The organism is uncultured Muriicola sp. (genome assembly GCF_947258935.1).
Taxonomy (GTDB): domain Bacteria; phylum Bacteroidota; class Bacteroidia; order Flavobacteriales; family Flavobacteriaceae; genus Muriicola.
The window spans coordinates 20,203-45,439 of the sequence record NZ_CAMYKH010000018.1; the positions used below are offsets into that span (position 1 = coordinate 20,203).

Genomic DNA, 25,237 nt, shown 5'->3' on the forward strand with positions numbered 1-25,237 from the left:
ATTACTTTTTTTTTGGCCAGTAGATTCTTAGTGAGCTTATGATCTTTGCAACAATGCCATGTAAAATCCGTCATACCCGGAGCTATGGGCATAGATATGTTGTTCCTTCACTAAAGAAAAACTCTTTCCTTCCTCAGATTGCAGGAATGTTTCTACCTGTTTGGAATTTTCCTGAGGCAAGATAGAACAGGTTGCATATACCATTTTACCACCATCATTGACCATCTTGCTGTAATCTCTCAACAGCTCTTTTTGAGTTTGAAGGATCTTTTCCAGGGAAGTAGCACTCAACTTCCATTTGGTATCGGGATTACGTCTTAGCACGCCAAGACCTGTACAAGGTGCATCTATAAGTACCCTATCTGCTTTTTTGTGCAGTTTTTTGATCACTTTGGTACTGTCTATAAGTCGGGTTTCCAAATTATGAGCCCCATTTCTTTTTGCCCTGCGCTTTAATTCATGTAGTTTGTTCGCGTAGATATCGAGCGCAATGAGTTGTCCTTTATTTTCCATCAGGGCAGCCAGGTGAAGTGATTTACCGCCTGCGCCTGCACATGCATCCACAACCCGTAATCCGGGAGAAACATCTAGTAAAGGCGATACTAATTGCGAAGAAGCGTCCTGTACTTCAAAAAGACCTTCCTTGAATGCCTCAGTTATAAAAACATTGGCTCTTTCCTTTAATTTAAGGGCATGTGGATAGCCTTTTATAAGGTCAGCATCGATACCTTCCTCTAGCAGTCTTTTTCTTAAAAATGGTGTTGATGTTTTTAGTGTATTGGTCCTCAGGACCACCGGAGCTAATTCGTTCAAAGCATGCAGTTCCTTGGTCCACAAAGTTTCCCCAAGTGCTTTAACGCCCGTTTCATCTAGCCAGTCAGGAATGGATTCCCGGTATTTTCTAATTTTCGAAAGCTCATCGAATCGTCCTTTGATCCTTCTGGTGGGTGTATCTTCCAATTGTTTCCAATCCGGAAGTGAAATTCCACGAAGCACGGCCCAAACAGCAAAGAGTCTAAAGAAGTTGGTTCTGTCAAAAGGTTCTTTAACTTCAGCAATTTCTGCATACAGCCGTTTCCATCGCACAATGTCATAGATGGTTTCTGCAATAAAACCGCGGTCTCTAGAGCCCCATCGTTTATCTCTTTTCAGGATCTGTTCTACGGCTTTGGAGGCGTAGATTCCTTCATTGAAGATCATATGGAGTCCATCTACAACCCCGAACACTAAATTCCTATGTAAGCGCATTCGAAAAATTTAGACCGCAAAGGTACCCTTTTGAGGAGGAAACCCTTTATTTTTGAGTAAATTAAATACTATGCGCTCTTTCCTTATCTTTTTTATTTTGTTAGTTGTCTGGGGATGCACAGATCAGCAACCATCCCATAATTATAGCAGTGTTGATGTAAGGATCCTTTTTAATGATTCTGTAAGCATACGGGCGTTAGAGGTTATGGAAGGGAGTGTTGGTTTTGCCGGGAATGGGGGAGTTTTTGGTGCTATTGATCTTAAAAGCCAACAGATACGAGCAAAGCAACAAAGGTTTGATACCATTTTTCCCGAGTTCAGGTCTATTGCGCATACTCAAACCGATTTTTTTATGCTTTCAGCCGGAAGGCCTGCCCTCTTATTTAAAACTGGAAATCAGGGCCTGATGGAATTGGTATATCAAGAAGATGACGAAGGGGTCTTTTATGATGCCATGTCTTTCTGGAACGATATGGAAGGATTGGCCATTGGTGATGAGATGAATGGGTGTTTGTCTATTCTGATCACCAGAGATGGTGGAAATTCCTGGCAGAAGACGCCATGTTCAGAATTGCCGCAAGCTATAACTGGAGAAGGGGCATTTGCAGCAAGTAACACCAATATTGCAATTAGTGGTGATCATACCTGGGTAGGTACCACAGAAAGTAGAATATTCTACTCCCCAGACAAAGGACAAAGTTGGCAGGTATTTACTACACCCATAAAGAATAGGGCACCAACTCAAGGGATATATACGCTCGATTTTTACAATGATCAACTTGGTGTGGCCTTAGGAGGAGATTATACACAACCAGATTCGATGACCGGGAATAAGGCGCTTACCAAAAATGGCGGTAGAACCTGGGAATTAATAGCGGATGGAAACATCCCCGGCTACAAGAGTTGTGTGCAGTTTGTACCCAATGGGGGAGGTAAGGAAATGGTGGCAGTTGGTTTTACAGGCATTACCTATTCTCAGGATTTTGGCGACAGTTGGGTGAACCTATCCGATGAGCCTTTTTACACCCTTAGATTTGTGAACGATTCTATAGCATATGCTGCCGGTAAACACCGTATTGGGTTACTTAGTTTTAAATAAAAAAGGGCAGACATTGTCTACCCTTTTTCCGACTAACATACGACTCCTTTTATAAAGTCAACCCAAATCTAATTATACATAAACAACTTTGTATGTTCTGCCTATTTTTCGATAGTGAATCCCTTTGTAGGCAAAATATTTTCTTCCTTTAATATAGACCACTCTATGTCCTCTTGGTAAGGTTCTTAAAACAATCCCTCTTGGCGCAGCACAAACAACATATTTTCTACCGCGGGCTTTGTACCATATTCCGGAGGCAAAGTGATAATTAATTCCTTTGTGGAATAGTAAACGTGGTTTATTGATAGTGGTAACAACGGTACCATGTTTTGGATATACCTTCACAATTCGTTGTGCATTTCCAGCACTAAGCATTCCAAAAAAGGCAATGATCACTAAAACTACTTTAAGACTTTTCATAACAATTAATTTTAATAGGTTATAGTACTAAGACCGTCTATTTAAGGCTTGGTTTAATGCAAAAGGAGGCTTTACGCCTCCTTTTTTCTGCTTTTTGTCGAATACTGATTATTGTCGCCTTTTTTGTATCTGCTGTAACAACCTCTTTTTAAAGTCGTCCTCTGCTTTGATCAATAAAAAGGTTTTCCGCGCTGAGATCAAATTGGTCATCTTCTTTAAAAAAGCCATGTTGCGGTTATTCCTTTCTTCCTGCAGGGCCAGGAACTCGTCCATTAAAGATTGGATCTGTTGATTGGAGATGTTTTGGAAGTTCTGTAATCTGTTCCTGATCTCCGTACGTTCTCGTCTGCGTATTTCCTCAATCGCAGCTTCATGTTCGTTATATACCGGCCAAAAGACGGCGGCTTCCTCACTTGTAAGGCTCAGCCTTTCTGTAATAAAGGCGATCTTTAGTGATTTTATCTTGTCCATGCCCGTCTGCGCACTAAGGAAGCTGCTTGCAGAAATAAAGGCAATGATTAGTATTTTACTGATATGCTTCATCTAAGTCGATATTTAATTCATCTAAATCATCTATTGTATCTTCCAGGTAGTCCATGATCTGTTCGTCATCCATACCTGTTTCCATAAATTCATCAATTTCCAGGTTTGCTACCGGGATCACTTCTGCAATTTCATAACTGCTTAATTCCAATTCCCGAGATTCAAAATACGAGGTAATATCCACCTCGGCAAGATCATCAAAAGTGATGGGTTGTGATCTGTTCCATGGTAGCGCTATAACCAGCACAAAAATGGCAGCAATAGCAGCAGCTGCGTACAAGTATTTCTTATAGGATCTCAACTGAATGACAGGAGTCTCATTCTGTGTAGTACTCGCAAGTATCTCTTTCTCAAGATTGTCAAAATAGGTATCTGGAACGGCAAACCCTTCCTCTTTTGGAAACTGTTGGGCTTCTTCTTCCTGCATCCGTTGCTGAATGCGTTCTGTGAGCCCTTCAAAATATCCTGGAGGGGTTTTAAAACTGTTCTTTTTAGGTATCTTTTTCATTGTTTAGGTATGACACTTCTTCCAAGCGATGGTTTAATGAATCTCAAGGAAGCCTTCTATTTTCTTGACTGCTAAATGGTAGGACGCTTTTAATGCCCCTACCGATGTTCCCAGTATTTCTGAGATCTCCTCATATTTCAATTCCTCAAAATATTTCATGTTAAAGACCAATTTCTGCTTTTCGGGCAAACGAGCTATTGCCTGCTGTAATTGTAACTGTATTTCATCTCCTTCAAAATAAACATCTGCCTCAAGTGTATTTGCTTTACGCTCAATAAGCTCATCGCTGCTTACGCCCAGTTTTCTGGATTTAGTTTTTAAGAATGTTAAGGCCTCATTGGTTCCTATTCTATACATCCATGAGTACAATTTACTATCACCTTTAAACTTATCTATATTCCTGAATACCTTTATAAAAGTATTTTGCAAAACATCGTCCGCATCATCATGATCAAGCACAATTCGCCTAATATGCCAGTACAAGCGCTCTTTATAGCTTGTAATAAGCACCTCAAAAGCCTTGGCCTGGGTATCTTTTTGCTTTAGCTCTTTAACTAAGGTTTCTTCAGCAATCAAATTCAGTTCGTTATTCTTGTAAGACCCTTATTTAGTATAAAGGTTTAATGAGCTGTTCTATACCTTCTAAAATAGCCATTTTATCGATTCAACCGATCCAACGAAGTAAGCTATAGTTAAGAGAACGATTGCATAGCCACTAATTTATGGTATACGCCTTTCTTTTTTAGTAGTATCTCATGAGTTCCTTGTTCAATGATCCTGCCTTTTTCGAGTACTATAATAGTATCTGCATTCTGTATCGTTGATAATCTGTGAGCAATGACCAGAGATGTTCGGTTCTTCATTAACTTTTCCAGAGCATCCTGAACCAAACGTTCACTTTCAGTATCAAGCGCAGAGGTAGCTTCATCCAGGATCATAATAGGAGGATTCTTTAAGACTGCCCTTGCAATGGAAAGTCGTTGTTTTTGACCCCCACTTAATTTGTTTCCGCTATCGCCGATATTAGTGTTGTATCCTTTTGGAAGTTGGTCTATAAATTCGTGGGCATTGGCTATTTTGGCTGCTTCCATGATCTCTTCCTCTGTCGCGTTCTCTTTGCCAAGTGCTATATTATTCCGCACCGTGTCATTGAAAAGGATAGAATCTTGTGTTACAAGACCCATGAGATGGCGTAAGGACCTTTTTGATAATTGTTTGATTGGTATTCCGTCTATTTTAATAGCACCTTTATCCACATCGTAAAAACGGGTCACAAGATTTGTAATGGTGCTTTTTCCGCTGCCAGACTGGCCTACCAAAGCTACTGTTTTACCTTTGGGCACCTCCAGGGAAAACCCTTCCAACACCCAATCATTCTCATATTTAAATGAGATGTCTTCAAGGGAGATGGCCGTTTTAAACTGTTCTAAATTTGTGGGATGCTCAACTTCTTTGATAGGGTTCTCAGTTTCCAGGATCTCCAACACCCGCTCCGCAGCTGCATTCCCTTTTTTGACCCCATATGAAGCCTTACTAATGGCCTTGGCCGGCGTTAAAATATTGTAGGCTAATCCCATATAGGCTATAAAGGACGAGGCGTCTAGTGTTTTATCTATAAGCACCATCTTTCCTCCAAACCATAGTAGTACACCAATTACAACAATACCGAGAAATTCACCTGTAGGAGAGGCCAGGTTCTGACGGTTGAGCAGTTTGTTGGAAAAATGAAAGAAGCGTTCTGTAGAAGCACTAAAAGTCTTATAAAAACGAGACTCGGAATTAAAGGCTTTTATGACTCTAAGACCCCCAAGGGTTTCTTCTACAATAGATAAGAATTCTCCCTGTTCCTTCTGTACTCTGTCCGATTTCTTTTTGAGCGATTTGCCTATCCTTGAGATGATCATTCCTGCCAGGGGAATAAAAATAAATACAAAGAGCGTAAGCTTAACGCTGATAAAGAACATCACAGCGATTGTAAACATAATTGTAAGGGGTTCCCGAACGATCAATTCCAGAATAGAAAGAAAGGAATGCTGTATTTCCAATACATCTGAGGTGATCCTGGCTATAACATCGCCTTTTTTCTTTTCAGAATAAAATGAAATGGGCAAATCCACGATCTTTTGATACATACGATTCCTGATGTCCTTTAAAACCCCGTTTCTCAGGAACGTAATAAAATACATGGCGAGGTAATTGAAAATATTCTTGAGAAAGAATAGTATCAGCACCAGGGCGATCACCAGCACCAGGGCCTGCATCTCATTGGAGTCCGAATAGGAGGTAAGTCGGTAGCTGATATACTCCTGAAAGTAATCTTTTAGCGACCCAATACCTTCATACACAGGTTTTTCATAAACCTTTTTGGTTTGCTTAAAAAGTACATCGAGCATTGGGATAAGCGCTGCAAAAGACAACGCACTGAAAAGGGCATAGAGGATATTAAAAAAGATGTTGAGAAATGCGTATTTCTTGTAAGGAACCGCAAAGCGAAGGATCTTTTTGAAATAGTTCATTAATCCAAATTCAGTTGTTTCAGGATACGAGTCAACTTATCTTCTAATGCCTGGTTTACCGTCTTATAATCAGACACCTTGTCCATAGCTGCGTTTACGCTGAAATAAAATTTTATCTTAGGTTCCGTGCCACTAGGTCTTGCTGCCATCCTTGTGCCATCTGAGGTCGTATAAATTAGTACGTTAGATGTTGGAAGCGCTATTGGGGTGATCTCACCGGAGACCAGATTGGTTGAGGTTGCCGTATTGTAATCGTCTACTGTAATTACAGGAGACCCATCGAGCGATTTTACCGGATTGGCCTTGTAATCCTTCATCATTTGGGTGATCTCTTCGGCCCCTGAAATTCCTTTTTTGGTTAAGGAGATCAATTTTTCCTTATAGAATCCGTAGGCTTCATAACATTTGATCAGCTCCTCATAGAATGAACTGCCGGCAGCTTTTGCCTGAGCACCTATTTCACAGGCCAGTAGGGTAGAGGTTACCGCGTCTTTATCGCGAACAAAATCGCCCACCATAAATCCAAAACTTTCCTCGCCACCTCCAACAAAATACTGTTTTGGATGATCTACGATCATTTTTGCGATCCATTTAAAGCCGGTTAAGGAAGTCTTGCACTCAACCCCATAAGCATCTGCCAAAGACTGCATCATAGGAGTGGAAACAATGGTGGATGCTATAAATTCATGACCTTTAAATCCGGATTTTTTCCGCTGATCTAGCAAAAACTTGGTCATAAGTACCATGGTCTGATTGCCATTCAACAATTCCATCTTTCCTTCAAGATTACGCACTGCAATGCCCAGTCGGTCACTATCAGGATCCGTGCCAACAACCATATCTGCGCCTATTTCTTCTGCTTTTTTCATGGCAAGGGTAAGTGCTTCGGGCTCTTCGGGATTGGGTGATACTACCGTTGGAAAATCTCCGTCTGGCTTGGCTTGTTCCTCTATAATAGACACTTTGGTGTATCCGGCCCTTTTTAGAACTTCCGGGATAGCCGTAATTGAGGTACCGTGTAAGGAAGTGAAAACAATTGAAAAATCTGCTTTTCCAGGGGCATTAAAATTTCCATTTTTAACTGAGGCTTCGAAAAAAGCTTCGTCTACTTCCTTATCTATTAGTTGTATAAACTCTTCTTTGGCCTCAAACCGAATTTCTTCAAAGGAAAGGCCATTGATCTCTGCAATGATCTGCCCGTCTTGCGGCGGAACTATTTGACCTCCATCTGTCCAATAGACCTTATATCCATTGTATTCCGGGGGATTATGAGATGCGGTAAGCACTATCCCTGCATGGCATTTTAAATAACGAACTGCGAAGGAAAGTTCGGGAGTAGTTCGCAGTTCGGAGAAAAGATATACGTGTATATTATTTGCCGAAAATACCTCGGCCACTATTCTTGCTAGTGTATCACTATTATGACGACAATCATAGGCGATAACGACTTTTAAAGGAGTGTCCGGATATGATTTTTTGAGATAATTGCTCAGACCTTGTGTGCTTTTGCCCAGGGTATATTTATTGATCCTGTTGGTGCCCACACCCATGACACCTCGCATACCCCCGGTACCAAATTCCATGTTCTTGTAGAACCGGTCCTTTAGTTCTTCGGGATCTGTATCGATAAGATGTTGAATTTCTTTTTTTACGGCAGGGTCAAAAAAATCGGTCAACCAACTTTGGGCTGTAGTAAGAATGTCATTCATGAGGTAAGAGTTGCGTATTTAAAGATAAAATTACGAAGAATATTCCTTAACGCGGGGCGTCAGATTTATTTCCTTCGAAATTGTATAACGAGGCTCACTCTTTCTAGATCGTACCATGATCTCCCCTATAAATCCGGCCAAAAAGAACTGTGTCCCTATGATCATGGAGGTAAGGGCCACGTAGAATTGTGGACGTTGACTTAGAAGTCTCCCGGTAGGGTGGATGAACAATTTATCAATACCCAGATAGAGTGCAAACCCGGATCCTATGATAAACATAAGTACCCCAAGTGCTCCGAAGAGGTGCATGGGCCTTTTACCAAACTTAGAAACAAACCATATGGTGATGAGGTCCAGAAAACCCTTGATAAAGCGGTCTGCCCCAAATTTTGTTTTTCCGTATTTCCGCGCCTGATGTTGTACCACCTTCTCCCCAATTTTTGAAAAACCTGCATTTTTCACAAGAACAGGGATATAGCGATGCATCTCGCCCGAAACCTCAATTGTTTTTATTACCTCTTTCCTGAATGCTTTCAGGCCACAATTGAAATCGTGTAATTTTACTCCCGATGTTTTACGAGCAGCCCAGTTAAAGAGTTTGGAAGGAATATTTTTGGTAATAGCATGATCGTATCGCTTTTTCTTCCAACCAGAGACCAGTTCATACTCCTGGTCTTGTATCATTTTTACGAGACCTGGTATCTCTTCCGGATTGTCCTGAAGATCCGCATCCATGGTAATAATGATATCGCCAATAGCCTTTTTAAATCCGGCATGAAGTGCCTGTGATTTGCCAAAATTCTTTAAGAACCTAATCCCTTTGACATTCGGATTGCTGCCAGCCAGTTGGGTAATAACTTCCCAGGAAGTATCAGTACTACCGTCATCAATAAAAACGATCTCATATAAAAAATGATTGGACTGCATCACCGATACAATCCAATCATGGAGTTCTTGTAAAGATTCTTCTTCGTTCAATAAAGGAATGACAATGGATACGGTCATAGAATATCGTAGCTTCTTCCTTTCAAAAGTACAATAATCCTTTTAATCCGCGAGTTCCGATTTTTTGAATATTAAGCCCCCAATTAATCCTATAACCAAGCCCATAATAATATTAAAAATCAGAATGAATGGGTAGGAAATCCAAAAGTAGTCGATCGTTCCCTGGTATTGTTGCTCTATTTGAGCAGAACTCATAACTCCCGCGGCTTCCGCATTAGCCTTATTAGTCTCGGCGATTTTTGTGATGAATTCTGTATCCAGAACACTGGATAGAAAGATCATATAAACAATATAGATAACTCCTGAGATAAGTGCGATACCAATACCTAATTTAATAGCTTGCCCAAGCGATAATAATCCGCCATTAGCCTTTCTGAAATTAAATATCGCCCAAATTGTAATTGCTACAGCCAATACTATACTTATTACCGTATTACTGGTATCTTGTGAAGTATGAGCATCCATTGAATAAAGCATCAGTCCGAATACGACACTTATTGCCCCAAGGATTAAGCCATAATTGAGTGAAAATTTTCCGATCTTTGGTTGATTTTGTTCCATTTTTTAGTTCAGTTTTTAAGTTTATTGAATTGTTAGTGCTTATTTTATGTAAAATGTTACAAAACCAAGATACAATTTTTAAGATGGTTTTTTGAAGTTCTTCTTGTGGAATGCTAAAAAAATTAATTACATTTGCAGCCTGAAAAAAGAATACCCCTAAGACAATGAGAAAAGGTATACACCCAGAGAATTATAGATTGGTAGCGTTCAAAGATATGTCTAATGATGAGATTTTCATTACCAAATCTACGGCAGACACCAAAGAGACCTTGGACGTAGAAGGCGTTCAATATCCCCTTATTAAATTAGAGATCTCCAGAACTTCACATCCATTTTACACCGGTAAAGCCAAATTGGTTGATACTGCCGGTAGGATCGATAAGTTTAAGAACAAATACCAGAAATTCAAAAAAGAGGCAGCTCCTGCCGCTGAAGAAAAGAAAGAAAAGTAAAATTTTCCTGGTAGTACAAAATATTGTAGCGCCTCCGATACGCATCGGGGGCGTTATTTTTTTACTTTTGGTGAAAATAAGGTTGCATGAATTATATACTCATAGACAGTGAGGTTAGAACCTCCTTACTCCCCTTTACATTTACCAGGCCTGTAGCGGAGATCAGGATCGGGATCCTTACGCTACGGGAAAAATGGGAGGCTTATTTAAAGGTAAAAGCTTCGTTTAAAACAGAGGAGTATCTCAGGGTGAAATATCCAATGACACTTAAGGGAGATAATATTTTTATTGATGCCTCCTTTTTACCAACTCCAGAATTGGTTTCAGCCATTCTATCGCTGGAGCCGGAAACGGCTCTTACACATAATGATTTAGTTCTGGCGTATAGGTCTGCTGAGGATATTTCCCAGTCAGACATTTCTACTTTAAAACAAAAAAACTACCAGGCACCTTTAATCAGGGTCCAAAATACCTGGGATATCTTTTCAAAGAACGGGGAAGCCTTACAACAAGACTTTGATCTGATCACAAAAGGAAGAAAAAGTGCTCCTATTTCCAAGACGAATAGGCTGATCTCTCCGCAAAATATATTCTTGGAGGAAGGCGCCAAGGTAGAGCACAGCATTCTGAATGCTTCAGAAGGCCCTATTTATCTGGGGAAGGATTCTGAGGTCATGGAAGGAAATATGATCCGTGGTGGTTTCGCACTTTGTGAACGTGCGGTTGTAAAAATGGGCGCTAAAATATATGGACCAACAACTGTAGGGCCACAAGGAAAAGTTTGTGGAGAGATCAACAATTCTGTCATTTTTGGTAATTCGAGCAAAGGGCACGATGGATATCTTGGCAATTCAGTACTTGGAGAATGGTGTAATATTGGAGCCGATTCTAACAATTCCAACCTTAAGAATAATTATGCCAAGGTGAGATTATGGAATTATACTACTGAGCGTTTTGAACAAACCGGACTCCAATTTTGCGGACTAATGATGGGGGATCACAGTAAAACGGCTATCAACACTATGTTCAATACCGGAACTGTGATAGGTGTAAATTGCAACATTTTTGCCACAGGCTTTCCACGCAACTTTGTTCCCAGCTTTAGTTGGGGAGGGGCAAGCGGATTTACTACGTATCAGACCGCTAAGGCATTTGAAGCCGCGGAAGTTATGATGGCGAGGCGTGGAAGAATCTTCGATGAAAAGGAAGCGTCTATAATGGAACACGTTTTTGAGCTCACAAAGAAATGGCGTAAGTATTAGATAATCAGACTTTAGGGTAGGGGATGTACATTTTATAGACAGCACTCAAAGTGTTATCTTTGCCACCCTTTACAATGGAAGAAGAAAAAATGAACAAGAAAGTTGCCTTTTATACCCTGGGATGTAAACTCAATTTCTCAGAAACCTCTACAATAGCCCGTAGTTTTAAAAGCGAAGGCTTTCATCAGGTAGATTTTACGGAATGGGCAGATATCTATGTCATCAATACCTGTTCTGTAACCGAGAATGCAGATAAAAGGTTTAAAACCATTGTAAAAAAAGCACAAAAATTAAATCCTGAAGCTTTCCTGATCGCCGTAGGATGTTATGCGCAGCTAAAACCAGAGGAATTGGCTGCCGTACATGGCGTTGATCTTGTCCTGGGAGCAACAGAGAAATTCAAGATCACGGATTATCTGAATGATCTTAGCAAGAACGACTACGGCACTATCCATTCCTGTGAAATAGAAGAAGCAGATTTTTATGTGGGTAGTTATTCTATTGGCGATAGAACCAGAGCTTTCCTCAAAGTTCAGGATGGATGTGATTATAAATGCACCTATTGCACCATTCCATTAGCAAGAGGTATATCGCGTAGTGATACCCTTCAGAATGTATTGCAAAATGCGGCGGAGATCGCAGCACAAGACATCAAGGAAATTGTGCTCACAGGAGTAAACATAGGAGACTACGGAAAAGGTGAATTTGGCAATAAAAAACACGAGCACACTTTTTATGACCTTGTTCAGGCATTGGATAAGGTAGAAGGAATTGAGCGTTTACGTATCTCGTCCATAGAGCCTAATCTGCTCAAGGATAAGACCATAGATTTTGTATCCCGGTCTAAATGTTTTGTTCCACATTTTCATATTCCCCTGCAAAGTGGAAGTAATGATCTGTTAAAGTCAATGCGGAGGCGTTATCTACGTGAGTTATATGTGGAGCGGGTGGCCACCATAAAAAATAAAATGCCACATGCCTGCATAGGAGTAGATGTTATTGTTGGCTTTCCCGGTGAAACCGAGGAACATTTTTTAGAAACCTATCATTTACTCAATGAATTAGACATATCCTATCTTCATGTCTTTACCTATTCGGAAAGGGATAATACCGTAGCAGCTAGTCTGCCAGATCCAATACCTATGAATATCAGGCAAAAAAGGAGTAAGATGCTCCGTGGTTTGTCTGTGAAAAAAAGGAGAGCGTTTTACGAAAGTCAGCTGGGGACTCAGCGCACGGTATTATTTGAAAGTGAAAATAAGGAAGGGTATATACATGGGTTTACTGAGAACTACGTAAAAGTAAGATCGCCATGGGATCCTTCCTTAATTAATACACTACAGGAAGTTGTACTAACTGATATAGATGACGATGGGATGGTCCGATTTAATTTAGTCTCGGCTGCTATAATTGCATAAAAAAACCTCTCGAATGAGAGGTTAGATATTTTACAAAAGAGAATAGAGCTATTAGATTCGGATCCCTACGGGAAGCATCTCTTTGTACTGCCTATTTTTTCTTAAAAATCCAGCTATTTGAGGACTGGTAGGAACAACTCTCAAATTCTGTTCTTGTATGTGATGCAGTACTGATTTAATAAAATCTTCTCTAAAACCATCTGCTGTAATTTCTTCTGGGATTACCAATTTGGTAAGGAATACTTTACGTTCCTGAGAAGAATATTCAATCTTTGCCAAATGGCCGTCAACCTTAGTTTCAAACTGTCGCAAGAAACTATTATCAATAATTACTACTTCATTCATATAGATAGATTTAGTTTTGGTTTCAGACAAAAAAATTACGAGCGTCTCGTAATTTGCATTTTTCTTAAACAGTTCTATTTAGAACAGTTAAAAAACCCCTTAAAAATCCTTGAGGCAGTCTACAAAAGTAATAAAAAAAATGCTATTTTCCTAAATATAATACAGGCTAAATCCATATGACCACAAAGAAGATACATGTTTACCTTATGCCGGGTATGGCTGCCAAAAGCAGTATCTTTAAGCATATTGAACTACCACATGATAGATTTGAGACGCATCTTTTAGAATGGTTCGTTCCCTCAAAGGGAATGAGCCTAGAAGCCTATGCGAAGAAGATGAACTCATATATAAAGCATGCAGATCCGGTATTAATAGGGGTTTCTTTTGGGGGGATGTTAGTTCAGGAAATGGCAAAGCATATTGCTGTAAAAAAGGTGGTCATAATTTCCAGCGTCAAACTTCAATCCGAAATGCCCAAAAGACTGGTCTTTGCCAAATATACCCGGTTCCATAAGCTGCTGCCAACCAGTCTGGTAAATAACCTTGATCTCATTGCCAAGTATGCCTTTGGTGAGACAGTTACGCAGCGGTTGGAACTTTACAGGGAGTATTTGTTTGTAAAGGACATCTATTACCTGGACTGGTCCATTGATCAGATCGTTCATTGGAAGCAAGATCAGTGCGATCCACGGATCGTTCATATTCATGGAGATAAGGATGTTGTGTTTCCCATTCACCATATAAAAAACTGTATCACAGTAAAAAATGGGACCCATACCATGATCATACACAGATATAAATGGTTCAATGAACGTTTACCTGCAATTATTTTGGAATAAGGGAGTTCTATTGTATACCTTTGATTCACTATCAAATTCAACGCGATGAAATTTTTAAAAACAACGTTAATGTTTCTGGGAGTACTTTTTATTGCCAGTACTCTTATTTTTTCAGTTCAGCAAGGACATCTTTCTTCTGTCCCGGCTACTAGCGAATCCACTGATCAGAACACCGATAAAAGTGTAGCAGACGAGTATAGGATCACCGCTATAGATATTCCTGAGGATTTAAATTTTGCCGGAGAACCTGTCCCGCAGAAAGATCCTGAGATCTTGGAACGTATAGATCGTGAGTTTTTAGTGAATACTTATTGGCAATCTAATGCAGTGTTGTTAATGAAGCGGGCAAATAAATATTTTCCGGTCATAGAACCTATATTGGCAAAGAATGGGATACCAGAAGATTTTAAATATTTGGCAGTAGCCGAGAGTGGACTCCAAAATGTGGTCTCACCAGCAGGCGCAGCAGGTTTCTGGCAGATCATGAAGGGTACAGGCAAGGAATATGGCTTGGAAGTAAATTCGAATGTTGACGAGCGCTATCACCTGGCTATGGCAACCCAAGTAGCTTGCGACTATCTGAAAAAAAATAAAGAACGATATGGCAACTGGACCCTCGCGGCCGCTTCATATAACGCGGGAGCAGGAGCCATCAACAAATATATGGGCATTCAACAGGCTTCGGATTATTATGATCTGTTACTGGGGGATGAAACCGGGCGCTATGTATTCAGGATAATGGCGATCAAAGAAATTCTTTCAAATCCGGAAAAATATGGTTTTGAACTAGGAAAGAAAGATCTGTATGAGACCGTTCCTACTTTTACGGTGTCTATAGACACCCCTGTTGAAGACTTTGCTTCGTTCGCGATGAACTATGAGATCAACTACAAGATCCTGAAGAGACATAACCCATGGTTGCGAGAACCTCACTTAAACAATGCCTCGGGAAAGAAGTATAGTATAGAAATACCGAATAAAGGGTATTATTCTACAGCTCGATAAATAAATAACATTTCAAATAGAAGATAAAAAAAAGATCTGATGGTATTGCGTCAGATCTTTTTCATTTGTTGCTGCATCATTTTGATTTGCTCAGTCAACATATTGTTCTTATCCAGTTTTTTGGCTTCCCGTAGCAAGGTAGTTGCTTCTCGTTTTCTTCTCTTTTGCATGGCAATCCCTGCAAGACTCAATTTGGCCATGGCCACATCGTAGTCCATATTCAGACCAAGTTTTAGGGCTTTCTTAAAATATTTTTCAGCCTGTGTAAGGTTCTTTTGAGAATAAATGATACCATACAAATAGTTATAGTATCCTTGTTGTTTGGTGGTAAGGGCCGCCTCCGGATTTTTGATCCGTTCTAACCATTTTTCTGTTCCTGCCATATCTTGCTTACGCATTCTTAGAAAAGCAAGTAAAATGAGTTCATTTCTAAAATAAAGGAAGACAAAGATGAGTGAAAGCAAGATCAAAAAGATGCCATTTCCTATATAGCCCTCTACAAATTGATAGATAGCATAGGCTACAATTAGACCTGTAATGACCAGTTTAAAAATTTTATTGAACATAAATATTTATTGAATTAATTCGTACGTTACTGTGGAGGATATAGTGGTTGGGATCTTTTGATCTCCCAATTGTGCAATAGTAGAATACCCTTTGGAAACCCCTTCAACCTTCATTTTAACGATAAATCCGGAATTGAGGTCGGTTGTAATACTCGTATCCTGTTTTCCATCTAACAACATGGTCGTAGCCGGTTCTTTTATTTCCATTAGGATAGTTGCGATACCGCTTATGATGGCGTTTTTGGAGGTAACAGAATCTAGTTTCCAAACATTCTGAGCAGTAAGTTTGCCTTTATAAGTATTCTCCCAGGTATCACCTACTGTAATGTCTTTATCAGGATATATGTAGGTCATTTGCTTATAACTGTTAGACAATGCTTCGGAACCAAATTCCTTTTTTAAAGAAGCTTTCATCATATTCAAGGAGAAGGCGTCTTGAAGTCCGGAAGCTTCTGTCATCTTTACGACCAAACTATCTCCTCCCTGTACTTCCAGTATATCTCCGTTGTTCGCAAGTACAATATGTATAGGCACATTGAGTAAACTATTGAAAATGCGTGATTGTATGTTATTTGAATCAACTTCCTTGGCATGAATGTCCATTAAAACCCCCTGAATACTGGAGGTCATGGTCATGATCAAATCTTCAAAGGTGATGTCAATTGCATAAGAATCAGAATTTTTTTCTACCACCTTAAATTCCATTACGCCACTAATATCATTCAGGATCTCATGAGAGGCACCTTCAATTTCCTGCACAATGGCTTGTCTTGCTACTTGTTTTACAAGAAATACATCTCCTTTTTTCAGATTGTATTGCAGCTTTTCCTGGGCCAGAATACCTTGGCACATTGAAGTTACAAAGAGGGAGAGTAGTAGAATTTTAATTTTCATCAGACCTATTCAATGGAATGCAGCAAAAGTACTAAAAACAATCCAAAATATTTTTCCGAATCCATTTGGCAAAGCAAAAACTCTTCGTATATTTGCGCCCAGATTTTGGCAAAATAAATAGGTGCTTTCTACCTGTATTACAAAATAAAAATAGCATGAAAAGAACATATCAACCGTCCAAACGCAAGCGCAGGAACAAACATGGATTTAGGGAGCGTATGGCTTCAGTAAACGGAAGAAAAGTTCTTGCCAGAAGGAGAGCTAAAGGAAGAAAAAAACTTTCTGTTTCCTCAGAGCCGAGACACAAAAAATAATGATTGAAAATCAACAATATCAAGGTGTTACTTTTTTAAAGTAGCACCTTTTTTTTTATCAAATAATTACTAAACGCTAAGAATAAGGAAGTTATGCCAAAAAGAGAAGACCTCAAGTCTATTTTAATTATTGGTTCTGGCCCCATCATTATTGGGCAAGCATGTGAATTTGATTATTCGGGTTCGCAGGCTTTACGGTCATTGCGTGAAGATGGAATTGAAACCGTCCTGATCAATAGTAATCCTGCCACTATTATGACGGATCCTTCCATGGCAGACCATATTTACCTTCTCCCTTTAACCACTAAATCTATTATTGAGGTACTCAAAAAGCATCCAAATATTGATGCCGTGTTGCCTACCATGGGCGGACAAACGGCACTCAACCTTTGTATTGAAGCAGGAGATAAGGGCATTTGGGAAGATTTTAATGTTCAGATCATTGGGGTAGACATAGACGCGATCAATATCACCGAAGACCGGGAGAAATTTCGCAAATTAATGTTGGAAATAGGAGTGGGGATGGCACCTCAAGCTACGGCCACTTCATTCCTGGAAGGAAAGGAAATTGCACAGGAATTTGGATTTCCACTTGTAATCAGAGCTTCCTATACTCTGGGTGGTGCGGGTGCATCCATAGTGTATAAGCCCGAAGATTTTGACGAATTACTCAGCAGAGGTCTGGAAATATCTCCCATTCATGAGGTAATGATAGACAAGGCCCTCATGGGTTGGAAGGAATATGAATTGGAACTGCTCAGAGATAACAATGACAACGTAGTCATTATTTGTACGATAGAGAATATGGATCCCATGGGAATCCATACCGGTGATTCAATCACCGTAGCCCCTGCAATGACATTATCTGACCGTACTTTTCAACGTATGCGAGACATGGCCATTCACATGATGCGGAGCATAGGAGATTTTGCCGGAGGTTGTAATGTACAGTTTGCGGTGAGTCCGGATGAAAAGGAAGATATTATTGCCATAGAAATTAACCCACGAGTATCACGCTCTTCAGCACTTGCCTCTAAAGCAACCGGATATCCCATAGCCAAGATCGCTGCCAAACTGGCTATTGGATATTCACTGGATGAGTTGGAGAACCAGATCACAAAATCGACTTCTGCCTTGTTTGAACCAACTCTAGACTATGTGATCGTAAAGATTCCTCGATGGAACTTTGACAAGTTTGAAGGATCGGACAGAACGCTGGGTCTGCAGATGAAATCGGTTGGCGAGGTAATGGGAATAGGGCGATCCTTTCAGGAAGCCCTGCACAAGGCTACCCAATCACTGGAGATAAAACGAAATGGTTTAGGTGCCGATGGGAAAGGATATACCAACTACGAGCAGATCATCAGTAAGCTTACTATTCCCAGTTGGGACAGGGTCTTTGTAATCTATGATGCAATACAGTTAGGGATACCACTTAGCAGGATCCATGAGATCACCAAGATAGATATGTGGTTTCTGAAGCAATATGAGGAACTGCACTTTTTGGAACAGGAAATATCCAAATACACGGTGGAGAACTTGCCAAAAGAACTACTGTTAGAAGCCAAGCAAAAAGGATTTGCAGACAGGCAGATTGCCCATATGCTCGACTGTTATGAAAGTGAAGTTCATAAAAAGAGGACCTTTCTAGGCATTAACCGGGTTTATAAATTGGTAGATACCTGTGCGGCAGAATTCAAGGCAATGACCCCCTATTATTATTCAACATTTGAGGAAGAGATAGAGACTGCCGATGGAAATCGATATGTGGCGAACGATAGTGAGGTAACGGAAAAGAAAAAGATCGTGGTTTTGGGTTCTGGTCCGAATAGGATAGGACAGGGAATCGAATTTGATTACTGTTGTGTTCACGGGGTCCTGGCTGCTGCTGAGTGCGGTTATGAGACGATTATGATCAATTGTAACCCGGAAACAGTTTCAACTGATTTTGATACGGCAGACAAGCTTTATTTTGAACCTGTATTCTGGGAACATATTTACGATATTATTCTACATGAAAAGCCGGAAGGCGTTATTGTGCAATTAGGTGGCCAAACTGCTCTTAAACTTGCCGAGAAACTAGACAAATACGGAATAAAGATCATGGGGACCAGCTTTAAGTCGCTCGATCTCGCCGAAGATCGCGGTAGTTTCTCCAGACTACTCCAGGAAAACAATATTCCTTACCCGGAATTTGGGGTGGCAGAAACTGCGGATGAAGCCCTGGCTTTATCTGATGAACTGAATTTCCCTCTTTTGGTGAGACCATCCTATGTGCTGGGAGGCCAGGGAATGAAAATTGTCATCAACAAGCAAGAATTGGAATCGCACGTGGTTGACCTGCTCCAAAAGATCCCTAATAATAAATTGCTGCTAGATCACTACCTGGATGGGGCTATAGAAGCAGAGGCAGATGCCATTTGCGATGGGAAAGAGGTATACATTATTGGCATCATGGAACATATAGAGCCCTGCGGGATCCACTCCGGAGATTCTAATGCTACCTTGCCACCTTTTAATTTGGGTGAATTTGTAATGCAGCAGATCAAGGATCATACAAATAAGATCGCCTTAGCCCTGAATACCGTGGGACTTATAAACATACAATTTGCTATTAAAGACGACATTGTGTACATCATTGAAGCAAACCCAAGGGCATCCAGAACGGTTCCATTTATTTCCAAAGCTTACGGGGAACCTTATGTGAATTATGCTACTAAGGTTATGTTGGGAGAGAAAAAGATCAAGGATTTTACCTTTAATCCGAAATTAGAAGGATACGCAATTAAGCAACCAGTATTCTCCTTTAATAAGTTTCCAAATGTGAATAAGAACCTGGGGCCGGAAATGAAGAGCACAGGAGAGAGTATTCTATTTATTGACAGCCTGAAGGACGACGAATTTTACAATCTGTATACAAGAAGGAAGATGTACCTAAGTAAGTAAGGAAATTTATTTATCAGATTTTTATTGGGTAAACCTCCTTTTTTAAGGGAATAGTTCAATCTAACTGATCCTGGATCAGATTTGCGGAGATGGTCACTAATATTTCTTGTGCGATTTTTTTAAAAAGAAGTCGAGGAACTTTGACCTTGTAGTCTTCAGGACGAATAATAAAAGATGTTTCGAGTTCGATGTTGCCTCTATTAGTTCTAAGTTGAACCATGGTTTCAAAAGCATTGGTTACACCATGAATGCTAAGTGATCCCTGTAAAAGAAATTGTTTATTTGTGCTAGTGAGTAGGTCTAAAGAAAATTCCTGAATTTTTCCAATAAAATAGGCTTTCGGAAATCGGTCCGACTCCACATAATTTTCATTAAAGTGTTCCTCCATTAACTCCTTTTCGAAATCAAATTCCTTCATAAGTAATAAAGAGGCGATTTCACCATTGGTCTTTAAGATGGTGTTGACATTTTCATTAACCGCCTTAATGTCTTCTAAAGGGGTAGAGGCATCTAATCTTATAACCGCTGTTTGGGTAAGATAGGATTCCTGTGCAATTAGCCAGGTTTGAGAAAAGAGAAAAGCGATCAGGAGTATTCTGCTCATTCTGGTAATCCTTGATTTACCCAATCCGAGATCATTTGTCTAGTTGCTAAAGGCATTCGTCCATTGGGCGGCATTGGATTTACGCTACTGTTGATCCTGTTTACCAAACCCCTGTTCTCCACAGCACTTTTAACCAGAGCATAGGTCGTCAATGACATTGGCGCATTATTGGTAGGCGGATTTCCATGACAGGACAGACAATTGGCCTGAATAATAGCTCTGATGTCTGAGGTATATGTTAAATCCATTGCATTACCTCCATTGTTATCGGGTTCATCTGTAGGAACTCCTTCAGAATTATCGCTGCTCGAACAACCTATTAGGCCAGATATCAATAGCATTAAACATAAATTAAAATACTTTTTCATAGCAGGAGTATTTAGATAAAAGATTGAATATCAATATCTTTACTAGTGAGATGTCCATAATTAATATTGGTTGCGCGTCCGTGAATTTCTACTTTTTAAATTAAATCACAACTCTGTGCCAAGAGTATATTTAAGGAATTTCTTTGTAAGTTTAAAAGAAAAAAATTGAATAGAAATTCTTTTTTACATTATAAAATACTTTCTTATGAAAAAGTTACTCATATTTCTCTCCGTTTTTATCTGTACACATGGTATTTATTCACAAGACGATCTTTTGGCCACTATTGATAAACAAGATACAGTCAATACTGTAAGCGCCGCTTTTAAAGGTCTGAAAATAGTAAATTTTGAATCTACCAAGATGGTCAATAAAAATGAATTCTACTTCATTGTTTCGCACCGCTTTGGAAGTATTAAAAATGGTTTTGACGATTTTTTCGGCTTGGATTTTGCATTTACCCGTTTGCATTTTCTGTACGGCTTTTCTGATGGGTTTAATTTGGCAATAGCGAGAAGCTCTTTTAATAAGACCTATGATATTTCTGCGAAATACCGCTTTGTACAACAAAAAGAAAATTTCCCCATTACCATTGTAGGTTATACACAGATGGCCTTTAATACATTTCTGAACGATGGCGTACTCTCCAGAGAGGTGACAATGGGTGATAGAGTTTCATTTACCCAACAAGTATTGATCTCAAAAAAAGTTAATGAAAATGTATCCATTCAACTCATGCCTACGTATTTTTATGAAGGTTATGTGGATTATGCCCCTCAAGATAATTCGCAATTTGCACTTGGATTTGGAGGTCGCTTAAAGCTAAATAAACGGTTTAGTTTAAACCTTGACTATGGGTGGCATCTCAACAGAGCATCGGGATCACCCTTCGTAAATCCTTTATCAATTGGAGTGGATATAGAGACAGGAGGACATGTCTTTCAATTACATTTTACGAATGCACAGCCAACCTTTGAAAGCGGATTCTTAGGCAACGGTATTGGAGACTGGAGCGATGGTAATATATACTTTGGCTTTAATCTGAGCAGAGTTTTTTGATTTTTTGAAGCTTTGGTTACGCTTCCCACTCGGTATGGAAAACACCCTCCTTGTCTGTTCGTTCGTATGTATGAGACCCGAAATAATCGCGCTGTGCCTGAATAAGATTTAACGGTAAGCGTCCGGAAGTATAGGCGTCGAAATAGGTAAGGGAATTTGATAGACCTGGCAGTGGTACTCCATTGGTTGCTCCATATGAAACCAATTGTCTAACTGATGCAAGTGTTTGCTTTATTTCTTTAGCGAAAGCAGGATCGAGTAAAAGGTTAGAAAGTCCCGCATTTTGTTGAAAGGCCTTTGTAATATCTGCCAGCAAGCCGGCTCTGATAATACATCCGGCACGCCAGATTTTTGCAATTGTGCCGAGATCGAGTTCATACCCATATTCTTCGGAAGCTTCAGATAATTGATGTAAGCCCTGGGCATAGGTTATGATAAATGAAAAATACAGCGCTTCTTCTGCCATTTTTACCAAGTTGTCCTTCGACAGGGTGGCAGGTTGAGACCTTCCATATAATTTTTCAGCCTTAAGTCTGTCTGCTTTTAGAGCAGACAATTCTCTCATGCTTACAGCTATATCAATACTTGGAATAGGAATTCCAAGGTCCATTGCGTTTTGTGAGGTCCATTTTCCGGTTCCTTTTTGTTTGGCCTTATCCAGGATCTTATCTACTAACTGACCAGAACCCTGGTCATCGTCCTTCGCTAGAATTTCTGAAGTGATCTCAACTAAAAAAGATTGTAATCTTCCATTATTCCAATTGTCAAATGCATTGTGCAACTCATCATTGTTTAACTTCCCGGCTTTTTTCAACAGATCGTAAATTTCGGAAGTTAACTGCATAAGCCCGTATTCAATGCCATTGTGGATCATCTTCACGTAGTTACCGGCAGATTTTGGACCCAAATAAGCCACGCAGGGCTCTCCTTTATATTTAGCAGAAACAGCTTCAAATATGGGTTTTACTTCTTTATACGCTTCACGAGAACCACCAGGCATAATGCTGGGTCCTTTTCTGGCACCTTTAGCTCCGCCAGAGACCCCGGCTCCGAAGAAGTGGATCCCTTTAGTTTTTAAATAGGCTTCTCGTCTGTCCGTATCTGTAAATAATGAATTTCCTCCATCAATTATGAGATCATCCTTGCTTAGGAGTGGCAAAAGACTTTCAATTACATTGTCAACTATTTTACCTGCAGGGACCTATTGCATGATCTTTCTAGGTAGCTGCAAGGAATTAATAAACGTCTTCATATCGCTTGTGGCATTCACTTTATCCAGATCTCCCCCTTCTTTTTGCAGGGCAGTTACCTTTTCCTGGTCAAGATCATATCCGTACGCTCTAAAGCCATTATCTGCCACATTCAGGATAAAATTTCTACCCATTACCCCTAGTCCTACCAATCCAAAATCATACTTGTTCTCTGGCATCCTACTTAATTTTGTAAATTATTTTTAATTATTTTAATGGCCGAAACTACAAGGAAGTAGTACATCCTAAAAAACCTAAGAGACCCTCGTTACGCTCAAAAGTAATTGAAAATATTTACTTTTTAGTACGTACTTTGGGCAATTATAGCAATGTTGTGCCCGTCACAATAATTTAAAGAAAAAAGATGGATAAGACTGAAAGTCAAATGTTGATCATTTTTGGAGCCTCCGGTGATCTCACTGCTCGTAAATTGATCCCTGCTTTGTTTAATTTGTACCAGGGCCAGTTTTTGCCAAAGAATTTTTCGGTTCTCGGTGTAAGCAGGTCGCCGCTGTCAGATTCAGATTTTAGAAACAAAGTAGTAAAGGAAAGTAGTTACTTAAAGACGGATATTGATGGGAAGGCGGCCGACTTTATTAATCAATTCTCGGACAAATTATTCTATCATGATCTTGGTTCTTCGTATGAAGAGCCATATAACACCCTGGCAGAAAGGATCACTAGTTTAAATTCAGAATTCCAAACCGCATATAACTTTATTTTTTATCTCTCAACACCTCCTAATATTTATGAGGTCATTGCTAAAAATCTTTCTGAACAGGGTCTAACTGTTCAGGAAAAGGGCTGGAAACGACTAATTGTAGAAAAACCATTTGGGTATGACCTTGCGTCTGCCAAAAATCTCAATCATAACCTTCATAAATATTTTAAGGAAAAACAAATTTTCAGAATAGATCACTATTTGGGCAAGGAGACTGTTCAAAACCTACTTGTTACTCGTTTCGCCAACAGTATTTTTGAACCTTTGTGGAACCGGAATTATATTCAGCATGTGGAGATCACAAATGCCGAAAGTGTGGGCGTAGAGAAGCGTGGAGGGTATTACGATAGTTCTGGGGCCCTGCGTGACATGTTTCAAAATCATTTGCTTCAAATTGTTTCTTTAGTGGTTATGGAGCCTCCAATTGGATCTACCGCTGAGGAGATCAGAAATGAGAAGGTAAAAGCGCTCAAATCCCTGAGAATAGTAAAAGATCATAAGACCCTAAATGAAAATACTATACGAGGGCAGTATTTGGCTGCCACTATCAACGGAGAAAAAGTAAAAGGATATAGGGAAGAAGACGGCGTAAATCCTAATTCTACGACAGAAACCTTTGTGGCACTTAAGTTTTTTGTGGACAACTGGCGATGGAAAGATGTGCCATTCTATGTAAGGACCGCCAAACGGATGCCTACCAAAGTGACCGAGATCGTTATTCATTTCAAACCACCTCATCACCACATTTTTGTGGATGCCGGTTTAAATAACAAGGATAATAAACTAATAATTCGAATTCAACCAGACGAAGGAATCCTTATAAAATTTGGTGTAAAGGTCCCTGGACTTGGGTTCAAGGTAGAACGTGCTAATTTGGATTTTTATTACTCAAGCCTTGAAGGAACCAATCTCATGGCAGCCTACGAAAGATTATTACTCGATGCCATGCAGGGCGATGCAACCTTGTATGCCCGGGCAGATGAAGTTGAGGCAGCCTGGGAATTTGTAGATCCCATCCTGGAGTACTGGAAAACCAACAAAGATGCAAAGATCTATGGCTATTCTGCAGGTGTGTGGGGTCCCCAGAATGAAGACGATCTGATGGAAGGTAAGTATACCTGGCGTAATCCGGGTGAAAATCTCGCAGATGATCCCGAATTCTGTGTAATTAAATAGAACATATGGACCTGCAAATTTATAGTACCAAAGAAGTAGTGGCTCGCAACTTTGCTGAGTATTTGGAGAATTGGATCAAAGATAATGAAGAGGTGCATGTGGCACTATCTGGTGGAAGTACTCCTAAGATCGTTTTTGAGGAGCTCTCTAATACCAAAAAGTATAGGATCAACTGGTCCAGGGTCCATTTATATTGGGGTGACGAGCGCTGTGTTCCTCCATCAGATGATGAGAGCAATTACAAAATGACTGTAGCTCATTTATTGGAACATATAGACATCCCTTCAAAGAATATTCATCGTGTTTTAGGGGAGAACGATCCAAAAAAAGAAGCTATACGTTATGGAGAAGTATTGGCTGCAAATCTTCCGCTGGATAATGAGGTACCTGTTTTTGATATGGTTATTTTGG

25 protein-coding genes and 1 pseudogene are annotated in these 25,237 nt (G+C 39.9%); 11 read left to right on the forward strand and 15 right to left on the reverse strand.

Annotated elements, in window-relative coordinates:
- Positions 1–36: 36 nt before the first annotated feature.
- Entirely contained in the window at positions 37–1,248 is a 1,212-nt protein-coding gene (locus Q0X72_RS05030; RefSeq protein ID WP_297762553.1) for an RsmB/NOP family class I SAM-dependent RNA methyltransferase, read from the reverse strand.
- Positions 1,249–1,318: 70 nt separating this feature from the next.
- Here Q0X72_RS05030 and Q0X72_RS05035 point away from each other — a divergent pair, with 70 nt between their 5' ends.
- The gene (locus Q0X72_RS05035) at positions 1,319–2,347 is read left to right on the forward strand and encodes an oxidoreductase (protein ID WP_297762554.1); all 1,029 of its coding nucleotides are present in this window, start codon (positions 1,319–1,321) and stop codon (positions 2,345–2,347) included.
- 72 nt (positions 2,348–2,419) lie between these two features.
- Here Q0X72_RS05035 and Q0X72_RS05040 read toward each other — a convergent pair whose 3' ends face one another.
- From Q0X72_RS05040 to Q0X72_RS05075, 8 genes are all read right to left on the reverse strand, one after another.
- Complete coding sequence (locus tag Q0X72_RS05040) at positions 2,420–2,767, reverse strand: DUF6515 family protein (RefSeq protein WP_297762555.1); 348 nt, start codon at positions 2,765–2,767, stop codon at positions 2,420–2,422.
- Between the two features lie 108 nt (positions 2,768–2,875).
- Positions 2,876–3,310 (reverse strand): hypothetical protein, encoded by a 435-nt coding sequence (locus tag Q0X72_RS05045; RefSeq protein WP_297762556.1) that lies wholly within the window; start codon positions 3,308–3,310, stop codon positions 2,876–2,878.
- Complete coding sequence (locus Q0X72_RS05050; RefSeq protein WP_297762557.1) at positions 3,294–3,818, reverse strand: hypothetical protein; 525 nt, start codon at positions 3,816–3,818, stop codon at positions 3,294–3,296. The genes Q0X72_RS05045 and Q0X72_RS05050 overlap by 17 nt, the downstream gene beginning before the upstream one ends.
- A 33-nt stretch (positions 3,819–3,851) precedes the next feature.
- A complete protein-coding gene (locus Q0X72_RS05055; protein WP_297762558.1) occupies positions 3,852–4,394 on the reverse strand; it encodes an RNA polymerase sigma factor in 543 nt (180 codons plus the stop codon).
- Positions 4,395–4,510: 116 nt separating this feature from the next.
- A complete protein-coding gene (locus tag Q0X72_RS05060; RefSeq protein ID WP_297762559.1) occupies positions 4,511–6,334 on the reverse strand; it encodes an ABC transporter ATP-binding protein in 1,824 nt (607 codons plus the stop codon).
- The gene (locus Q0X72_RS05065) at positions 6,334–8,043 is read right to left on the reverse strand and encodes a phospho-sugar mutase (RefSeq protein WP_297762560.1); all 1,710 of its coding nucleotides are present in this window, start codon (positions 8,041–8,043) and stop codon (positions 6,334–6,336) included. Before Q0X72_RS05065 ends, Q0X72_RS05060 begins: the two co-directional genes overlap by 1 nt.
- Positions 8,044–8,073: 30 nt before the next feature.
- Positions 8,074–9,048, reverse strand: a complete 975-nt coding sequence (locus tag Q0X72_RS05070; RefSeq protein WP_297762561.1) for a glycosyltransferase family 2 protein — start codon at positions 9,046–9,048, stop codon at positions 8,074–8,076.
- Between the two features lie 42 nt (positions 9,049–9,090).
- Positions 9,091–9,609 carry a DUF4199 domain-containing protein gene (locus tag Q0X72_RS05075; RefSeq protein WP_297762562.1) on the reverse strand — a complete coding sequence of 173 codons (519 nt, stop codon included), beginning with the start codon at positions 9,607–9,609 and terminating at the stop codon, positions 9,091–9,093.
- Positions 9,610–9,773: 164 nt separating this feature from the next.
- On the opposite strand from Q0X72_RS05075, the gene Q0X72_RS05080 reads away from it, so the two are divergent.
- The 3 genes from Q0X72_RS05080 to mtaB all read left to right on the forward strand — a co-directional run bounded on the left by Q0X72_RS05080 (position 9,774) and on the right by mtaB (position 12,741).
- Positions 9,774–10,061 (forward strand): type B 50S ribosomal protein L31, encoded by a 288-nt coding sequence (locus Q0X72_RS05080; protein ID WP_297762563.1) that lies wholly within the window; start codon positions 9,774–9,776, stop codon positions 10,059–10,061.
- 86 nt (positions 10,062–10,147) lie between these two features.
- Positions 10,148–11,323, forward strand: coding sequence for a GlmU family protein (locus tag Q0X72_RS05085; protein ID WP_297762564.1), 1,176 nt, complete (start codon positions 10,148–10,150; stop codon positions 11,321–11,323).
- Positions 11,324–11,412: 89 nt separating this feature from the next.
- Positions 11,413–12,741 (forward strand): tRNA (N(6)-L-threonylcarbamoyladenosine(37)-C(2))-methylthiotransferase MtaB, encoded by a 1,329-nt coding sequence (gene mtaB / locus Q0X72_RS05090; protein WP_297762565.1) that lies wholly within the window; start codon positions 11,413–11,415, stop codon positions 12,739–12,741.
- Between the two features lie 51 nt (positions 12,742–12,792).
- Here mtaB and Q0X72_RS05095 read toward each other — a convergent pair whose 3' ends face one another.
- Positions 12,793–13,086, reverse strand: coding sequence for a GNAT family N-acetyltransferase (locus tag Q0X72_RS05095; RefSeq protein ID WP_297762566.1), 294 nt, complete (start codon positions 13,084–13,086; stop codon positions 12,793–12,795).
- A gap of 176 nt (positions 13,087–13,262) precedes the next feature.
- On the opposite strand from Q0X72_RS05095, the gene Q0X72_RS05100 reads away from it, so the two are divergent.
- Both Q0X72_RS05100 and Q0X72_RS05105 read left to right on the forward strand, forming a co-directional pair.
- Positions 13,263–13,925 (forward strand): alpha/beta hydrolase, encoded by a 663-nt coding sequence (locus Q0X72_RS05100; RefSeq protein ID WP_297762567.1) that lies wholly within the window; start codon positions 13,263–13,265, stop codon positions 13,923–13,925.
- Between the two features lie 45 nt (positions 13,926–13,970).
- Complete coding sequence (locus Q0X72_RS05105) at positions 13,971–14,930, forward strand: lytic transglycosylase domain-containing protein (protein ID WP_297762568.1); 960 nt, start codon at positions 13,971–13,973, stop codon at positions 14,928–14,930.
- Between the two features lie 50 nt (positions 14,931–14,980).
- On the opposite strand, the gene Q0X72_RS05110 is transcribed toward Q0X72_RS05105, so the two are convergent.
- Complete coding sequence (locus tag Q0X72_RS05110; RefSeq protein ID WP_297762569.1) at positions 14,981–15,496, reverse strand: DUF2892 domain-containing protein; 516 nt, start codon at positions 15,494–15,496, stop codon at positions 14,981–14,983.
- A gap of 6 nt (positions 15,497–15,502) precedes the next feature.
- Positions 15,503–16,390, reverse strand: coding sequence for a DUF6263 family protein (locus Q0X72_RS05115; protein ID WP_297762570.1), 888 nt, complete (start codon positions 16,388–16,390; stop codon positions 15,503–15,505).
- A gap of 155 nt (positions 16,391–16,545) precedes the next feature.
- Here Q0X72_RS05115 and rpmH point away from each other — a divergent pair, with 155 nt between their 5' ends.
- Entirely contained in the window at positions 16,546–16,704 is a 159-nt protein-coding gene (rpmH, locus tag Q0X72_RS05120) for a 50S ribosomal protein L34 (RefSeq protein WP_297762571.1), read from the forward strand.
- Between the two features lie 93 nt (positions 16,705–16,797).
- Positions 16,798–19,650 carry a carbamoyl-phosphate synthase large subunit gene (carB, locus tag Q0X72_RS05125; RefSeq protein WP_297762572.1) on the forward strand — a complete coding sequence of 951 codons (2,853 nt, stop codon included), beginning with the start codon at positions 16,798–16,800 and terminating at the stop codon, positions 19,648–19,650.
- A 55-nt stretch (positions 19,651–19,705) separates the two neighbouring features.
- Here the strand turns inward: carB and Q0X72_RS05130 are convergent, their stop codons facing one another.
- Positions 19,706–20,254 carry a YceI family protein gene (locus Q0X72_RS05130; RefSeq protein WP_297762573.1) on the reverse strand — a complete coding sequence of 183 codons (549 nt, stop codon included), beginning with the start codon at positions 20,252–20,254 and terminating at the stop codon, positions 19,706–19,708.
- Positions 20,251–20,622 (reverse strand): cytochrome c, encoded by a 372-nt coding sequence (locus Q0X72_RS05135; RefSeq protein ID WP_297762574.1) that lies wholly within the window; start codon positions 20,620–20,622, stop codon positions 20,251–20,253. The genes Q0X72_RS05130 and Q0X72_RS05135 overlap by 4 nt, the downstream gene beginning before the upstream one ends.
- Positions 20,623–20,827: 205 nt before the next feature.
- Between Q0X72_RS05135 and Q0X72_RS05140 the strand changes: the two genes are divergently transcribed.
- On the forward strand, positions 20,828–21,679 hold the full coding sequence (locus Q0X72_RS05140) for a DUF5777 family beta-barrel protein (protein ID WP_297762575.1): 852 nt from the start codon (positions 20,828–20,830) through the stop codon (positions 21,677–21,679).
- Between the two features lie 16 nt (positions 21,680–21,695).
- Here the strand turns inward: Q0X72_RS05140 and gndA are convergent.
- A pseudogene (gene gndA, locus Q0X72_RS05145) lies at positions 21,696–23,108 on the reverse strand (NADP-dependent phosphogluconate dehydrogenase).
- A 185-nt stretch (positions 23,109–23,293) separates the two neighbouring features.
- On the opposite strand from gndA, the gene zwf reads away from it, so the two are divergent.
- Together zwf and Q0X72_RS05155 are read left to right on the forward strand one after the other, a co-directional pair.
- Positions 23,294–24,826, forward strand: a complete 1,533-nt coding sequence (gene zwf / locus Q0X72_RS05150) for a glucose-6-phosphate dehydrogenase (RefSeq protein ID WP_297762576.1) — start codon at positions 23,294–23,296, stop codon at positions 24,824–24,826.
- 5 nt (positions 24,827–24,831) lie between these two features.
- A partial coding sequence (locus tag Q0X72_RS05155) for a 6-phosphogluconolactonase (protein WP_297762577.1) occupies positions 24,832–25,237 on the forward strand: 406 nt, incomplete at its 3' end.

Excerpts from the sequence above, each read along its gene's own strand:
- Q0X72_RS05030 (WP_297762553.1), bottom strand. The coding sequence starts at position 1,248 with ATGCGCTTACATAGGAATTTAGTGTTCGGGGTTGTAGATGGACTCCAT.
- Q0X72_RS05035 (WP_297762554.1), top strand. The coding sequence starts at position 1,319 with ATGCGCTCTTTCCTTATCTTTTTTATTTTGTTAGTTGTCTGGGGATGC.
- Q0X72_RS05040 (WP_297762555.1), bottom strand. The coding sequence starts at position 2,767 with ATGAAAAGTCTTAAAGTAGTTTTAGTGATCATTGCCTTTTTTGGAATG.
- Q0X72_RS05045 (WP_297762556.1), bottom strand. The coding sequence starts at position 3,310 with ATGAAGCATATCAGTAAAATACTAATCATTGCCTTTATTTCTGCAAGC.
- Q0X72_RS05050 (WP_297762557.1), bottom strand. The coding sequence starts at position 3,818 with ATGAAAAAGATACCTAAAAAGAACAGTTTTAAAACCCCTCCAGGATAT.
- Q0X72_RS05060 (WP_297762559.1), bottom strand. The coding sequence starts at position 6,334 with ATGAACTATTTCAAAAAGATCCTTCGCTTTGCGGTTCCTTACAAGAAA.
- Q0X72_RS05065 (WP_297762560.1), bottom strand. The coding sequence starts at position 8,043 with ATGAATGACATTCTTACTACAGCCCAAAGTTGGTTGACCGATTTTTTT.
- Q0X72_RS05070 (WP_297762561.1), bottom strand. The coding sequence starts at position 9,048 with ATGACCGTATCCATTGTCATTCCTTTATTGAACGAAGAAGAATCTTTA.
- Q0X72_RS05075 (WP_297762562.1), bottom strand. The coding sequence starts at position 9,609 with ATGGAACAAAATCAACCAAAGATCGGAAAATTTTCACTCAATTATGGC.
- Q0X72_RS05080 (WP_297762563.1), top strand. The coding sequence starts at position 9,774 with ATGAGAAAAGGTATACACCCAGAGAATTATAGATTGGTAGCGTTCAAA.
- Q0X72_RS05085 (WP_297762564.1), top strand. The coding sequence starts at position 10,148 with ATGAATTATATACTCATAGACAGTGAGGTTAGAACCTCCTTACTCCCC.
- mtaB (WP_297762565.1), top strand. The coding sequence starts at position 11,413 with ATGAACAAGAAAGTTGCCTTTTATACCCTGGGATGTAAACTCAATTTC.
- Q0X72_RS05095 (WP_297762566.1), bottom strand. The coding sequence starts at position 13,086 with ATGAATGAAGTAGTAATTATTGATAATAGTTTCTTGCGACAGTTTGAA.
- Q0X72_RS05100 (WP_297762567.1), top strand. The coding sequence starts at position 13,263 with ATGACCACAAAGAAGATACATGTTTACCTTATGCCGGGTATGGCTGCC.
- Q0X72_RS05105 (WP_297762568.1), top strand. The coding sequence starts at position 13,971 with ATGAAATTTTTAAAAACAACGTTAATGTTTCTGGGAGTACTTTTTATT.
- Q0X72_RS05110 (WP_297762569.1), bottom strand. The coding sequence starts at position 15,496 with ATGTTCAATAAAATTTTTAAACTGGTCATTACAGGTCTAATTGTAGCC.
- Q0X72_RS05115 (WP_297762570.1), bottom strand. The coding sequence starts at position 16,390 with ATGAAAATTAAAATTCTACTACTCTCCCTCTTTGTAACTTCAATGTGC.
- rpmH (WP_297762571.1), top strand. The coding sequence starts at position 16,546 with ATGAAAAGAACATATCAACCGTCCAAACGCAAGCGCAGGAACAAACAT.
- carB (WP_297762572.1), top strand. The coding sequence starts at position 16,798 with ATGCCAAAAAGAGAAGACCTCAAGTCTATTTTAATTATTGGTTCTGGC.
- Q0X72_RS05130 (WP_297762573.1), bottom strand. The coding sequence starts at position 20,254 with ATGAGCAGAATACTCCTGATCGCTTTTCTCTTTTCTCAAACCTGGCTA.
- Q0X72_RS05135 (WP_297762574.1), bottom strand. The coding sequence starts at position 20,622 with ATGAAAAAGTATTTTAATTTATGTTTAATGCTATTGATATCTGGCCTA.
- Q0X72_RS05140 (WP_297762575.1), top strand. The coding sequence starts at position 20,828 with ATGAAAAAGTTACTCATATTTCTCTCCGTTTTTATCTGTACACATGGT.
- zwf (WP_297762576.1), top strand. The coding sequence starts at position 23,294 with ATGGATAAGACTGAAAGTCAAATGTTGATCATTTTTGGAGCCTCCGGT.